Source organism: Couchioplanes caeruleus, assembly GCF_003751945.1.
Classification (GTDB): Bacteria; Actinomycetota; Actinomycetes; order Mycobacteriales; family Micromonosporaceae; genus Actinoplanes; species Actinoplanes caeruleus.
Genome location: NZ_RJKL01000001.1, coordinates 1,499,573 through 1,513,523, shown reverse-complemented (window position 1 = coordinate 1,513,523; position 13,951 = coordinate 1,499,573). Strand labels below are relative to the sequence as shown.

Sequence of the window (13,951 nt, the reverse complement as noted above, 5' to 3'; positions counted from 1 at the left end):
GCGGGAACCGGGTGCGTCAACGCCGCCCCAGGTGGGTTCGGATCCGGCCGGCCAGCTCGGGAAGCTGACCGCCGCGCAGGTGTACCTCCGCGCCCGGCGGTGGGCAGGTGGCCCCGGGCCTGGCACTGGTGCTGATCACGACCCGACGGTGCGCGTTCGCCCAGTTGACCTTGATGGCCACGCCGGTCACCACGTCGGCGGTGAGGATGATCGGGAATCCGTTCCATGTCGGTGTCTCGGTGATCGTGGACAGCATCAGGCCCCGGAACGGGATCACCACTGCGGGCGGCCGGTGGCCCCGGGCGGGATAGAACAGCAACTCGCTGGGGTACCCCGACAGGCCCACCCCCATCACCTCCACCGGACGGCGTCGCACCGCCGGCAGGTCGCCCAGGAACTGCATCACCTGTCCCGAAGGCTCGGGGGCGGGGGCGGTGACCGCGGCCAGACCCACGCCCGGCCGGCTGCCGGCGTAGAGCTCGGCGAGGTCGTGGACGTAGTGCTTCTGCTGGGCGGTGGGATGCTCCGGGCGGGGCCAGTCATGGTGCGGCGGCGCGGCCGCCGTCGGCCTGACGGTATCGGGCGACAGGCAGACCTTGTCGGGTTCCCACGGATCAGCGCCGTGATATCCGTCCGGGTAGTGCGACTCGGTCGTCACCCACCGGTGCCAATTCGGGGTGTCGAAGATCTGGCGCCGTTCCTCCGGCGTCGCCGTGCACCAGGTGCGCAGCATGCGGTGGGTCCACCCGGCTCCCGAGCCATGGTCTTCATTCCACTTGCGCCGGGTGGCGGCGCCGCGGAACGCTCCGGTCCAGGCCTCGGAGTCGCCGAGGAACACCCGGACCGGCAGCGGCACGCCCTTCGGCGGCTCCTTCGCGACGTCGAGGACCGCGTTCTCCCGGCGTAGCCGGCCCAGCAGCGCCGGTTCGGCGGTGACGCGTTCCAGGAGGTCCGGCACGCACATCAGCGCCACCAGCGTCAGGGTGTCGTCGATGATCGCCGGGCCGTCCGCCGTGGTCGCCAGGGCCGCGGCCAGCGCCGGGTTGGCCGTCAGGACGCGCTGCGCGGGCGCGCTGAGGCCGTTCGGGTCGTCCGCCGCGTCCGGCACCGCCTCGCTCGCCGGCGTCGCGGCCCGCCTCGCCGCCGAGGTGGACTTCACCGCCGGGGTGGCGGCTGCCTTCTTCGCCGGGGCCGCCGGATCCGCCGGGGCCGCCGCCGGGGCCGCCAGGGCCGGTGGGGCCGTGGCGAGGACGGCGTGGTGGGCGCCCAGCGCGACCACGAGCTTCGGGTCCCCGAGCGTGGCGAACGGCCGGCCCAGCAGCGCTATCAACTCCCGCTGCACGGCGCGCAGGTACGACGACCCGCCCGTCAGGTACAGCGCGTGCAGGTCCGTGGCGGCCAGGCCCGCCTGCGCCAGCGTCTGCGTCGTCAGGTCGATCGCCCGTCGCACGTGGGGGGCGATCAGCTCGTCGAACTCGGTGGCGGTGATCGTCACGACCTCTTCGTCGTCGCCGACCGCGACCGGGATGCCGGCATGCTCGTGCTCGCTCAGCTCGTGTTTGGCCTCCCGCACGTCGTTGCGCAACGCCTGCACCGCTCGGGCGTTGGCCGGGTCTCCCAGGGCCTGGACCAGGTCACCGCGGTCACGCTCCTCCAGCCGGCGCAGCACCGCGGTCAGCAGCACGTGATCGAAGACGTCGCCGCCGAGCGGGTCGGCACCGGCCGAGGCGAGCACTCGCAACGCCGTCGCGTCCCGGTCGGCGCCGTCGACGGGGTCGGCGCGCAGCAGGGCCACATCGCAGGTTCCGCCGCCGAAGTCGAACACCGCGACGGCGCGGTCGGCCGGCAGCGGCGTCGTGTGTGCGTAGTGGGCGACCGCCGCGACCGGCTCCGGTACCAGCCGGACGGCCTCGCCGGCGAACCCCGCCTCGACGGCCGCCGCCCGCAGCACCTTGCGGCGCGGTTCCGCCCAGTCCTGCGGATGGGTCAGCAGCACCTCGTCCGGCCGGTCGTCGCCACCGACCCGGCTCGCGCGGGCCGCCACCGCTCGCAACACCGCGGCGACCAGCGTCACCACCGGCACGTCCCGGCCGCCCAGCAGCACGATGTCCTGGCCGATGAGCCGCTTCGGGGAGCGCTCGAAGCCGTCCGGGTGCAGCCGTGCGGACCGCACCGCCTTGCTGCCCACCCAGATGTCATCGGGCGTGACGAGGACCGCGGAGGGCATCTGTTCGGCCTGATCGGACAGCCGGATCGCCGCCGCGTCGCCACCGCCGCGGCGGTACGCGGCGGCGGTGTTGGAGGTGCCGAAGTCGATCGACAGGGTCCAGCCGGGCATTCAGTACATCTCCGGTTCGGTCCCCGAAGACCAGGGCTCGTCGAGCGGTGGGAGATCCTCCGCGTCATCGTGATCGCCGGCGGTGGCCTCGGTCAATTGTCCGGGTGGGTGAGACCACCCCGTGTCGTCGTCGCCCACGTCCGCCGGGCTGTCGTCCTGCGCCGGGTCGGGAACCAGACCCGTGGCGTCGATCGGGGGCGCCTGCGGATCCAGCGCCCGAGCGAGCACCGCCGCCCACACCTCCGGCGGGGGTGCGGGCGGTTCGCCGAGCACCCCCTGCGCCGGATCCAGCGCACCCGTCACCGGCGACGCGCCAGAATCGCGCCGCCGACCAACAGCACCGGCAGGACCACGTACGGACGTTCCACCAGCCACGACACGACGGCCTCGACCTGCCCCGAGGGTTCATCGGCCGCTCCGGGCACCGCCGCGCCGGTGACCACACCGGCCGGGGCGTCCCCGGCGGGCAGTACCGCCGGGACCACCTCGACGACCGGCCCGCCCGGCTCCGCGTCCACGAACGCCGGGCCGGGCACCTCTCCGGGCGGGTAGTCGCACACCAGCGCCGCGTTACCGCCGTCCGCCCACGCGTCGGCCAGCACGTCCAGCGGAACCTCCAGCATGTTGCCGTCCGGCGTACCCGGGTCGGACAGAATCGCCACACCTCGGGTGGTGTCGACGCCGGTCAGCACCACCGCGTGATCCGCGGCGGCCTCGTCCTCGCGGCCGTACCAGATCTCGTCGCTGTCCACCGCCAGCATCACCCGCCGGCCCTCGGCCAGGTAGCCGACCAACGTGTCGACCCCGATGCCGATCTCGATGTCGGCGGGTACGCCCGCGTCCTCCAGGAGCGCGTGTGCCCCGTCGATGCCCATGCTGGGCACGCCGTCCGGCCCGATCGTGAACAGGTGCAGAGCGTTGGCGCGGGCCACGAACGCCGACTCGTCGGCGTGGTGCGAGCCGCTGTACTCCGAGACGATCTGGGCGATGCTCGACGGCACGCAGTAACCGTTCGCCGCCTGCTCGAACCAGTGAGCCGCGTCGCCGGCCGGGTCGCCGACGAGCTGACCGCCGACCACCCACGCCACGCCGCCGGCCGGCTCCACCTCGGGGAACGGCAGCATGCCGGCCGGCTCGGGCAGCGTGAACCCGTCCTGCGGCTCCGGCGCCGGATCATCGGCGGGCGGCTCGGGGGTGGGATCCTCGGGGAGGAACGGCCGCAGAGTGTCCGTCCAGTCGTCGTGGTCCGTCATGGCGTCTCCCGAGGTGGGGTGGTGGGTCGTTGAGGGTGGGATGCGGCGGCGACCGCGGATGTTCCCGGCGTTGACAGCTCACCGAGCTGGCGCTCGACGAGGTTCCGGTGCGCGGTCACGGCCGCCAGTTCCCGCTCGACGGCCGCCACCCGTTCCGCGCGTTGGCCGGCCGACATCCGGGTCGTGCGCTCGGCGGCCTGCACCACGGCCTCCACCCGCTTGACCTCGGCCGTGAGGTGCTCCTGGACGCCGATCACGAGTTCCGGACGGCACTCGCGGATCGCGGCGTCGACCGCCCCGACCAGTTCGGTGCGCAGCGCGGTGACCGATTCGGCGAGCGCGGCGTCCAGCCGTTGCCGGCCGACGCGCAGCCGCCGAGCGCCGAAATTCACCAGGAACCAGGCCCCACCGAACACCAGCCCGAGCGGTCCCATCGTCGCTCCGGCCAGGCCGAGCCGCCCGGCCAGGCCCACGCCCATCAGCGCCGAACCCGCCAGGGCGGGATCGATCGCCCCGCCGCCGACATCCGGGCGCCGGCGCGCGGGGGACGGGGCGAGTCCGTCCAGCTCGGCTGTCGCCGGCCGCAGCACCTCGACGGCGGCGTCCACGCTGCCGAACAGCTCCGCCGCCATCGTCACGAGTCCGTCCTGCAACTGCCCGGCGACATGCGCCGCTACCAGGCGCAGTTCGCTGTCCAGCTCGGCGAGCAACTGGGTGGCGCCCGCCTCGGTGGTGCCCGCCCACTCCCGGCTGATCCGCAGCCGCCACCGGTCCCGTACGTCGTCGAGCAGGCGGCCGATGTCGCGGACCGCGGACTGGCGCAGCCGGCCCAGGTCGCGTTCCAGGTCGAGCCGCCAGCGGCGGTCGCGCTCGCGCAGCTCGTCGAGCGCCTCCCTCTCGGCCTGCACCGGGTCGCCGGCGTCGGCCGCGGCGGCCAGGCCCCGGAGTTGACCGTCGAGGTGCGCGGCCAGGCGGTCCAGGCCGGAGGCGGCGGTGCGCAGCACGTTCGCCAGGCCGACGCTGCGGCCGTCGGCGATGCGTTCGCGCAGGACCGCGGCCAGCGCGGGGATGTGGGATTCGCGCTCCAGCAGCGTGCGGATCTCCTGGTCGTCCGCCGCCGCGGCCTCACCGGCCAGCGCCGCCGAGACGGTCAGCATCGGGGCATCGGCGAACCGGGGGGCGTGCAGACGCAGCAGGGCGCGGTTCTCCGCCATGACCTGTCGCCCACCGTCGGGATAGCGGTCCGCCTTGGTCACAGCGAAGATCACCGTCTCGACGCCCTCGGCCGCCTCCGTCAGGAACCGCAGCTCCGGGGCCGTCAGGACCTGGCCCGCGTCGGTGACCACGAGTAGCCCGCCCGCGCGGGCCGCCAGCCACCGGGCCAGCCGCGTGTGCGCCGACTCCAGGCCACCGAACCCGGGCGTGTCCACCAGAGTCAACCCGGGCAGCCAGCGGCTGGCCGCCGCCACCTCCACATACCCGGGCGACTCGTCGCCGCCGGGCGGTGGGTCCGCGCCGGGCGCTTCGTCGGCGCCCGCGCACAGCACGGCCCACGCCTCCTGCCGCGAGACCCGGCGCCGTGTGCCCTGGCCGACCAGCGCCCAGCCATCATCCGGCAGCTCGGTGGACGGCGGTACGACACGCAGGAACGCCGCCGTCAGCACGGCCACGTCCACCGGTGACACGTGGCGTCCGGTCAAGGCGTTGACCAGCGAGCTCTTCCCCCGTTTGACCTCACCGACGACCACGACGGCCGGCTGCCCCGAGGCGGTCTCGCGCAGGCCGTCGCGCGCCCGCTCGGCGTAGTCGTCCAGCCCGTGCCGCTTGAGCAGGTCGCCGGTGCCGAAGATGGCCCGGTGCTGCTCCCGGGTGACGGTGAGCCGGGGAGACGGCATGCACACCCTCCATGATCGCCGAACCGCGAGCCCGTCGAGTCGCCCGCCGGTCGCTCCGATGCTGCCACGACCGCGACCCGAATCACGGCATACACCGCTCCCGGAGTGGAGTTCGCTCGAGCCGACTATCCGCCGTCACGCAGCCGGTCACGGACCTCCATCAGCGCGAACCCGAGGAGGTTCTGCCCTCGCCAACGGCCCGGAACAGTGATGTCGGGATGGTCGGCGGCCAGCCCGGCGCCCCAGACCCGGTCGACGGGGCTTGCTTCGACGAGGACGAGATCGCCTGTGTCGAGCAGGAAATCCCGCAGCGCCGGATGTGCGCCGAACTTGGCGAGGTTCCCGTCCACCACCACCGGGAAGCGGGTGGCCGTCCACGTCGGCTCCGTGAAACCCCGCACCTGTCTGCCGAGGGCCTGCGCCGTCGCCGGATCCTCGGCCGCCAGGATTCGGCGCGCCGTGTCCGGGTCGGCGAACAACGTCGCCTTACGCCACATCATGAAATGCTCGGCGCTGCGAAACGTCGTGCCGTCGACGGTGAACGGTGCCGGCCAGAACTGACTCAGGCATCCTGCCCCCACGCTGCTGTCGGGCTCGGGCTGTGGTTTCCAGAACGGCAGGAACCCGAGCGCACCGTCCACGCTTTCGGCAATGCGGGCCCACAGGCGGTCCCGCTGTTTGCGCAACGCGTCCACTGACATGCGGCAACCTTCCGGTCGACAGGCCCGCCCGGCAGGTTAGCCGATGGCCGGGCGAACGCGTGGCGGATCCGTTCCTCGACGGCCGCGGTGGCCCGAGCATCGAGGTCTACGTAGTAGACGTCGACGTTCCGGCCGGGATCGCGGGTGGGATGGCCGGCCGGTCCGGCCGGGTTCCGGTGAGCGTGGCGCCCACGGCCGCCAGTGCGCGGATGCGGCGGCTGCGGTCGTTCGCCTCCTGGGCGGCGGTGAGGTCGCCCGCGAGCCCGGCGAGCGCGAGCGCCGACGGATGGTTCAGCCCGCCCCGGATGCGGACCATCCGGGAGAGAAGGTCCGCCGCCGCCCGGCACCGCTGCGCAGGGGAGAGATGGGGCTGAGGCGCCAGCAGACCCTCGCCTCCGAGGTCATCGAACCTGCGGTGGCTCAGCAGGTCGAGGGCCCGGTCGAGCGGAGCGACTGGTAGTGCGCGCGGGGAACCTGGTGCAGCGCCAAGGTGCGAAGCGTGGCGACCAGGTGGTCCGGCGGCAGGTAGGGCGCGGCCCAGGCGATCAGGTCGGGAGCCTCGGCGGGCACCTTGACGGCGCGCCGAACGACCGCCGCCACGGCGTCGGCGCGCTGCGGGTCGGGCAGCCTGTCGACGAGGCAGCCGAGGGCCGCCAGCCGCGCGCCCGCTCCCTTGGCGGTCGCGACGACCGAGGCCGCCTCGGCCGTCTGCCCGCGATCATGCCGTACCCTGGTCGTCCGGACCAGCCCAATCCCGCAGGCCGATCGGCAGGTCGTCACATGCCCGACGATTTCCTCGGCGACGCCGATGTCGCGGTGCTGCGCGGCCTGATCGACATGCCGGTCGTGGACTTGTACGAGCTCCTCGGCACCGCGCCGCTGGACCGGCTCGAACGGCTGGCGGGAGCCGACCCGGAGCGTTTCGGTGCCGCGGTGGGTGAGCTGCTGCTGGCGCGGGACCGGCCGGATGAGGACCCCGGGGCGCTGCTCGGCTGGCTGCGGACGGTGGACGCCTCGTGGGTGCCGGCCGCCGCGGCGATGGCCCGGCGCGATTCGCGGCTGGCGGGCCTGATCGCGGCGGAGGTGGGAATGCCGGGCGCCGACCTGTGGGAGATCCTGCCGCTCTCCGCCGTGACGGCCGGGTACGCCGCAGGGGAGTGGTGGGCGCGGTCGATGCTCACCGACTTTCTCGGTACGGCGCAGAGCGCCCCCGACGACCGGTGGTGGGAGAGGGTCGCGGCGCTCCTTGATACCGGGGCGGAGGGCCCTGACCACCTGGCGGACCGGATCCGGGACAGCTTGTCGGCCACCGAGTGGGCGCGCGCGGACCCGTGGCCCGCGATCGCGCCCTTCGTCGACGAGGTGGGACGCCGCCGGACGGTTCCGGGGCGGGCGTTCGACCGGCCGTACTCCGAACTCTTCGGGCGTGACGAGCCGCGGGTCCGCCGGGCGGCGGTCGAGGCCGGCCATCTGGAGGCGACCGTGGCGCGGTGGCTGGACGCGGGCCGAGACGTCGGACGCTGGCTGGGACACCTCGGTCGGCTGCTGCCCGGCTGCGGTGAGCCCGGTTGCTGCCGTCCGAGCCTCCTCGAGGCCGATCTCGTACGGCGGGGGCACCGGCCGCGGCTCTGGCCGTGGCTTCCACCGTCATTCTCCTCGCGCCGGTGAGGGCTACGGGCGGGAGGTCACGATGCCGACCGTGGCGCGGCCGAGAGAACCGTCCAGCGGCCACGTGCGGACGGTGAACTCGCCGTCCTCCCGCAGCGGCCCGACGGTGAAGTCGCCCGGGCCGAACGCCACGCCGCGATAGGCGACGGCGTCGCTCTGCGCCCGGTGCACCTCGATCCACAGTCCCGGGGTCGCGCCCGCCTGGCGCGTGGCCATGGCGAAGTCGCTGATGCGCAGGGCGACGAACTGTTCGGACGTACCCGCAAGGCGCAGGTCCTTGTCCTGGCCGACCCGGTCGTAGCTCATCTGCCGGCCGGGGCCGTCGACCCGGGTCGTGCCGGCCACCTGGCGCGACGAGACGGAGGCCGCGACCCGCAGGGTCGACGTGGCCTGGATCGGCGCCAGCACCAGCGTGTACGTGCCCTCCCGCGACAGGGTCGGCACCGGCACCCGGAACGTCGGCCGCACCTGCGGGCTCTCGGCGCTGAAAGCGGCCACGACGGCGCCGCCGGGGTCGAGCACCGTCGCGCGGCTCGCGTAGCCGCGCCAGGTGCCGTCCTCGAGCGGGATGTAGAGGCCGATGACGAGGTCCTGCCCGAGTCGTCCCTCGAACGGGTAGCAGACGGCCAGCCCCGGCTCGGTGGTGGTGGCGTACGCGGTCTCGCCGTCCGCGGTCAGCAGGCCCCTGGCCTGGCAGGCGGGCCCGGCGGACGCCGCGGCGGGCGGGCCGGCGAGGGCGGTGGCCAGGCCGGCGATCACGATCGCGGCCATGATCCCGATTCGTCTCATGGCTCCACCCTCACCCGGCCGCCGGCGGCCGGCCAGGGATGTCGACGTGTCTTCATCGGACGTTGTCATGCGTGGAGAAGTGGGCGGAAACGTGAATCCCGGCGGGGATCTCTCGCGCGCATGATTTACATGTGTCGATATCGATGTCAGGATCGTGGGCATCGAGATCATGTGGTGTTCTCACGGCCGCCGACCCGGCCGCGGCACCCGGCAGAAGGGAATCCCCATGCGCCTACGTCGTGCGCTCACCCTCGGCGCCGCCCTGCTGGCGTCCGCGGGCGGCCTGCTCGTCGGCCCCGCCCCCGTGCAGGCTGCGCCCTCGCAGGCCGCCGCTCCGCCGACTGCCCGTGCCGTCACGCTGGCCTCGACGATCAGGTTGAGCAACTGCTCCGCCGCCCTGGTCCGCTACCCGAACTCGAGCAACACCGACCGGGCGTTGATGCTCACCAACGGGCACTGCTACGAGGGCGGTTTCCTCGCCGCCGGGCAGGTGCTGCAGAACCGGCCCAGCAGCCGCACCGGCACGCTGCTCAACAGCACCGGCGGCTCCCTGGGTACGGTCCGCGCCGACCGCGTGCTCTACGCGACGATGACCGGCACCGACGTCGCCCTCTACCGGCTCACCAGCACCTTCGCCACGCTGAAGAATCGATTCGGCACCACCGCGCTGACCCTGTCGAGCACCCACCCGGCCGCGGGCACCTCGATGAGCATCCCCTCCAGCTACTGGCGCCGGATCTGGAACTGCAAGGTCGACACCTTCGTCGACACGCTGCGGGAAGACCGGTGGACCTGGCGTGACTCCATCCGGTACGACTCCGCCTGCGACACCATCGGCGGCACCTCCGGGTCGCCGATCGTCGACGACAGCACCGGCCGCATCGTCGGGATCAACAACACCGGCAACGAGGACGGCGCGATGTGCACGCTGAACAACCCGTGCGAGGTCGCCGCGGACGGGACCACCCAGGCCTACCAGGGGCAGAGCTACGGCCAGCAGACGTACTGGTTCACGACCTGCCTCACCGGCGGCCGGACGATCGACCTGGCCACTCCGGGCTGCCTGCTCACCAAGCCGTGATCTCCGGGCCCGGCGGGTCACCACCCGCCGGGCCGCCTTGCGGCGGAAACCGGCCGCCGGCCACCACTGAGCAGGAGGACCGCGGGTACGAAGAGCAGGTTGCAGAGCATCGCGACGAACAGCCACCGGCTCCAGCCCGTGCCGCCGGCCGCGACCACCGGCGCCGCGATCAGCACTCCGACGATCATCAGCCGGACGGAGAGGCCGAACGCGCCCCACGCCGTCGCCTGCAGGTCCGGCCGCAGATCCTCCACGTCTTCGGAGAAGAGTGCCATCCAGGGTCCGAATGTGACCGCCATGGCGATTCCGAGAAGCGCGTGGATCCCCATCAGGTGCCACAGGCCGGCCCGGCCGCCGTCGACCAGGGCAACGAAGTACGCCATGCCGGCGATTCCCCCGATCGCGCCGGTGAGGATGACGGGCTTGCGTGCCTGTAGACGGTCGGAGAGCCGCCCGGCCGCGACCAGCGTGACCATGTTGCATCCCCAGGTGGCGGCCATGACGACCGCGGCCAGGCTTTCCGTCAGGCCGAACGTCTGCACCAGCAGCGTCGCGCCGAAGATGTTCAGCGTCCAGAACCAGACCAACCACAGGGTGATGCCCAGGAGGTGGACCCAGATCACCCGGTTCGCCAGGAGCCCGCGGGTCAGACGCAGCTCGGCCGCGCCTGCGTCCGCAATCGCCATGTCCCGCTCCGAGGTGATGACGCGTGCCCGTAACTGCGGCGACAGGTCAGCGATGAAGAACATGACCACGACGCAGGACGCCAGCGCGATGGTGCCCATGATGATGATCTGCGACCGCCAGCTCGCGAAGTGCGTCAGCGTCAGGCCCGCGATGCCGGCGGCCAGGAAGTTGGCTCCTATGGGGCCCCAGGTCCAGAACCCGAATGCGGTGGCCCGCCCCAGTCTCGGCGAGAAGTCCCGGACCAGGCCGGCGGTTGTCGTGGTCGCAGCTCCCTCGACGAACAACAGCAGGCAGCGGACCAGCAGGAATTGCGCCGGTGTCTGCACCAGCACCGTCGCGTAGTTGCATATCGCAGCGAGCAGCAGGGCGGGTACCAGAAGCAGGACGCGGCCGTACCGGTCGGCCAGCCGGCCACCGATCGCTGCCGAGACGCCGCCTACGGCCACCGCCAGGGCGCCGATGAGGCCGTAGGTCGTCAGCGACATGCCGAGGTCGTCGAGCAGCAGCGGCACGAGGGGCGAGATCTCGCCCTCGAAGTTGACGATGAGGCTGGCCAGTACGGCCATCAACAGATAACGCATCCGGCGGGAACCGGTCGGGTACTGCGCCAGCTCACGAGCGTAGAAGGGTCGCACGGCTTACGCCGGCCGGGGATCCGCCTCGCGGGCCACGGACCGGCGCGAGAACCGCAGGGCGCCGTCGTCTATCGCACCGTGGCGCAGCTTCAGCAGATCGTGCGCGTAGCTCATGCCGAGTCGCCACGGGGAGCGCGAGCCGGCCCGGGGGAAGTCGTCGATGGAGCGCAGCACGTAACCGGCCTGGAAGTCGAGCAGCGGCCGCTCGGTGACGGTGGGGTCGTCGTTCGCCGGTACGCACCAGTCGAGGTCGTGGCGGTCCAGATACCGCAGCAGCCGGACGACGTACTCGCTGACCAGGTCGGCCTTCAGCGTCCAGGAGGCGTTGGTGTAGCCGACCGTGAATGCGAGATTCGGTACGCCGCTGAGCATCATTCCCTTGTAGGCCATCGTCTCCGGGAGGGCGACCGGACGGCCGTCGACGGCGAGGGTGATGCCGCCGAGAGCGAGAAGCCGTAGTCCGGTGGCGGTGACGACGATGTCCGCCTCGAGTTCCGCGCCGGATTCCAGGCGCAGTCCCGTCTCGGTGAACTCCGCGATGCGGCCGGTCTGCACGGACGCCTGGCCCTGGCGGATCGCCGCGAACAGGTCGCCGTCGGGCACGAAACACAGCCGCTGGTCCCACGGTTGGTAGCGCGGCCGGAAGTGGGTGTCGACGGGATACCCGGGCGGCAGTTGCCGGACGGCCGCCCGTCGCAGCAGCGCCCGGACGAGGTGTGGGCGCCGCCGGCTGAGCTGGTAGAGCAGCGTGGCGATGGTGATGTTCTTCCACCGTACGATCGGATAGGCGCGGCGGACCCCGAGCACGCGCCGCAGCCTGGTGGCGATCGGGTCCTCGGCCGGCAACGTCATGGTGTACGTGGGCGAGCGCTGGACCATCGTCACGTGTGCCGCCCGCCCGGCCAGGGCGGGTACGACCGTGACCGCCGTGGCGCCGCTGCCGATCACGACCACGTTCTTCCCGTCGTAGTCGAGGTCCTGCGGCCAGTGCTGGGGATGGACGACGGTTCCGCCGAACCGTTCGATGCCGGGCAGGCTCGGCGTGTAGCCGGCGTCATAGCGGTAGTAGCCGGTGCAGAGGTGCAGGAAGCGAGCGGTCAGCCGTACGGTTTCGCCGCGGTGGACCGCTTCCACCGTCCAGCGTGCCTGCGCGGAGGACCACTCCGCACGTACCGTCCGGTGTCCGAAGCGGATGTGCCGGTCGATGCCGGCCTCGGCGGCGGTGGCGCGGATGTAGTCGAGGATGGCGGGACCGTCGGCGATGGCCCTGGCCTGCGTCCACGGCCGGAACCGGTAGCCGAGCGTGTGCATGTCGGAGTCGGACCGCACGCCCGGGTAGCGGAACAGGTCCCAGGTGCCGCCGATCGTGTCACGCGCCTCGAGGATCGCGTAGGTCCGGTCGGGAAGGGCGGACTGCAGATGGTGCGCCGCCCCGATGCCGGACAGGCCGGCTCCGACGATGAGGACGTCGAGATGCTCCGTCATGAGCGCGCTGCGGTGGTCGTGGCCACGGTGGGCGTCGGCGCGGCGTCGGCGCGGCGGCGGACGACCGCACGGCCTCCCCGGGCCGGAGCGTTGGCGACCCCCCGTGAGTGCCACCGCTCATCCGGCTCGACGGCCGGCAGTAGGACGACGTCACGAAGCATGGTGCGCAGGACGACGTTCATCTCCAGGTTCGCGAACGCGGCGCCGAGGCAGCGCCGGATGCCGCCGCCGAACGGGATCCACTGGTACAGGTCCGGCCGGGCATCGAGGAACCGCGCGGGATCGAACGTCCGGGCGTCCGGGAAGACCGACTCGTCGTCGTGGAGCAGCGCGATGCTGACCGCCACGACGTACCCCTGCGGCACCGTCCACCGGCCCACCCGGAGGCCGTCGGCCCTGACCTGCCGCGCCACGAGGTCGATCACCGGACGGGTGCGTTCCACCTCGAGGATCGTCGCCTCGCGCAGGGCGCTGCCGCCGGCGTCCACCTCGTCGGCGAGCGCGCGCAGGACGGCCGGGTGGCGGCGCAGCCGCTCGACCGCCCAGGCGAGGGTCGTCGCGGTCGTCTCGTGCCCTGCCGCGAGCAGCGTGAGCAGTTGGTCGGCAATGTCACCGCGGCTCATCCCGGTGCCGTCGTCGTAGCGGCTGCGCAGCATCAGTGCAAGAATGTCGTCGTGCTCGTCCAGGGCGTCGTCCCGCTCAGCCTTGGCGATCAGCCGTGCGACGATGGCGTCGTACTCGCGGCGCATCCCCCGGAACCGTCCCCATGGGCTGAGGCGTCCGAGCTCTGCCCTCGGCCCGGGCAGCAGCGTCAACCACGAACCGAGCTTGATCATCCTTGGCAACAGCTCGCGGAGCTCGGAGAACTCGGCACCCTCGGCGCCGAACACCGCCCGCAGGATGACGTTCAGCGTGATCCGCGTCATCGACGGCAGGGTGGCGAAGCCGCGGCCTTGCGGCCAGGACGCCAGCTCACGCACCGTCTCCTCTTCGACGGTCTTCTCGTACGCCGTCAGCCGGCGGCCGTGGAACGGCGGGACGAGCAACTTGCGCTGCCGGCGGTGCTCCTCGCCCATGAGCGCGAACAACGACCCCGGACCGAGCACGTGCCCGAGGTTCCGGTCCGGTTTGTCCGCGGCGTCGGAGCCCGCCAGGAAAAGCTGCCTGACCTCGGCCGGATCGCTGATGACCAGGGCCCGGCCGTACGGGGGCACATTGACGGTGAAGGCGTCGCCGTAGCGGTCCCGCAGCCGGTGCATCCCGCGCCGGGGAGCGGCCAGTGCCTGGAGAGCCTGAACGAATTGGGGAGCCGTCGGACCTGGAGGAAGCGTGATGGCTGTCATCTGACAACACCTTCTGGGCCTGGTTCACCTTCTCGGCCTGGTACATCTTCTCGGCCTGGTACGCGCACGTACCACG

Annotated in this window: 13 protein-coding genes; 2 read left to right on the top strand and 11 right to left on the bottom strand. The window is 72.6% G+C overall.

All coding sequences use genetic code 11. The features are described 5' to 3' along the window. Nucleotides 1-16: 16 nt before the first annotated feature. From EDD30_RS06515 to EDD30_RS06485, 7 genes are all read right to left on the bottom strand, one after another. The gene (locus tag EDD30_RS06515) at nucleotides 17-2,338 is read right to left on the bottom strand and encodes an Hsp70 family protein (protein ID WP_123678116.1); all 2,322 of its coding nucleotides are present in this window, start codon (nucleotides 2,336-2,338) and stop codon (nucleotides 17-19) included. Continuing rightward, on the bottom strand, nucleotides 2,339-2,641 hold the full coding sequence (locus tag EDD30_RS06510; protein ID WP_071805951.1) for a hypothetical protein: 303 nt from the start codon (nucleotides 2,639-2,641) through the stop codon (nucleotides 2,339-2,341). It lies immediately after the preceding gene. Next, nucleotides 2,638-3,591, bottom strand: coding sequence for a cysteine peptidase family C39 domain-containing protein (locus EDD30_RS06505; RefSeq protein WP_071805950.1), 954 nt, complete (start codon nucleotides 3,589-3,591; stop codon nucleotides 2,638-2,640). Before EDD30_RS06505 ends, EDD30_RS06510 begins: the two co-directional genes overlap by 4 nt. Continuing rightward, nucleotides 3,588-5,486 carry a dynamin family protein gene (locus EDD30_RS06500; RefSeq protein WP_071805949.1) on the bottom strand — a complete coding sequence of 633 codons (1,899 nt, stop codon included), beginning with the start codon at nucleotides 5,484-5,486 and terminating at the stop codon, nucleotides 3,588-3,590. Before EDD30_RS06500 ends, EDD30_RS06505 begins: the two co-directional genes overlap by 4 nt. Before the next feature lie 125 nt (nucleotides 5,487-5,611). Continuing rightward, a complete protein-coding gene (locus EDD30_RS06495) occupies nucleotides 5,612-6,172 on the bottom strand; it encodes a riboflavin biosynthesis intermediates N-glycosidase (RefSeq protein WP_244945568.1) in 561 nt (186 codons plus the stop codon). A gap of 121 nt (nucleotides 6,173-6,293) precedes the next feature. Further along, on the bottom strand, nucleotides 6,294-6,503 hold the full coding sequence (locus EDD30_RS06490; RefSeq protein WP_071805947.1) for a hypothetical protein: 210 nt from the start codon (nucleotides 6,501-6,503) through the stop codon (nucleotides 6,294-6,296). A gap of 104 nt (nucleotides 6,504-6,607) precedes the next feature. Continuing rightward, nucleotides 6,608-6,967, bottom strand: coding sequence for a hypothetical protein (locus EDD30_RS06485; RefSeq protein ID WP_071805946.1), 360 nt, complete (start codon nucleotides 6,965-6,967; stop codon nucleotides 6,608-6,610). Between EDD30_RS06485 and EDD30_RS06480 the strand changes: the two genes are divergently transcribed. Next, nucleotides 6,968-7,855 (top strand): hypothetical protein, encoded by an 888-nt coding sequence (locus EDD30_RS06480; protein WP_071805945.1) that lies wholly within the window; start codon nucleotides 6,968-6,970, stop codon nucleotides 7,853-7,855. A 3-nt stretch (nucleotides 7,856-7,858) separates the two neighbouring features. On the opposite strand, the gene EDD30_RS06475 is transcribed toward EDD30_RS06480, so the two are convergent. Next, the gene (locus EDD30_RS06475) at nucleotides 7,859-8,644 is read right to left on the bottom strand and encodes a copper resistance protein CopC (protein WP_143162707.1); all 786 of its coding nucleotides are present in this window, start codon (nucleotides 8,642-8,644) and stop codon (nucleotides 7,859-7,861) included. A gap of 226 nt (nucleotides 8,645-8,870) precedes the next feature. Here EDD30_RS06475 and EDD30_RS06470 point away from each other — a divergent pair, with 226 nt between their 5' ends. Beyond that, nucleotides 8,871-9,725 carry a S1 family peptidase gene (locus tag EDD30_RS06470; RefSeq protein ID WP_071805953.1) on the top strand — a complete coding sequence of 285 codons (855 nt, stop codon included), beginning with the start codon at nucleotides 8,871-8,873 and terminating at the stop codon, nucleotides 9,723-9,725. Nucleotides 9,726-9,742: 17 nt separating this feature from the next. On the opposite strand, the gene EDD30_RS06465 is transcribed toward EDD30_RS06470, so the two are convergent. Genes EDD30_RS06465 through EDD30_RS06455 form a run of 3 tightly spaced genes read right to left on the bottom strand, consistent with a single transcriptional unit; the run spans nucleotide 9,743 to nucleotide 13,875 of the window. Further along, complete coding sequence (locus tag EDD30_RS06465) at nucleotides 9,743-11,047, bottom strand: MFS transporter (RefSeq protein WP_084556437.1); 1,305 nt, start codon at nucleotides 11,045-11,047, stop codon at nucleotides 9,743-9,745. A gap of 3 nt (nucleotides 11,048-11,050) precedes the next feature. Next, nucleotides 11,051-12,532, bottom strand: a complete 1,482-nt coding sequence (locus EDD30_RS06460; protein ID WP_071805943.1) for a flavin-containing monooxygenase — start codon at nucleotides 12,530-12,532, stop codon at nucleotides 11,051-11,053. Then, a complete protein-coding gene (locus EDD30_RS06455) occupies nucleotides 12,529-13,875 on the bottom strand; it encodes a cytochrome P450 (protein ID WP_071805942.1) in 1,347 nt (448 codons plus the stop codon). Before EDD30_RS06455 ends, EDD30_RS06460 begins: the two co-directional genes overlap by 4 nt. Nucleotides 13,876-13,951: the final 76 nt, after the last annotated feature.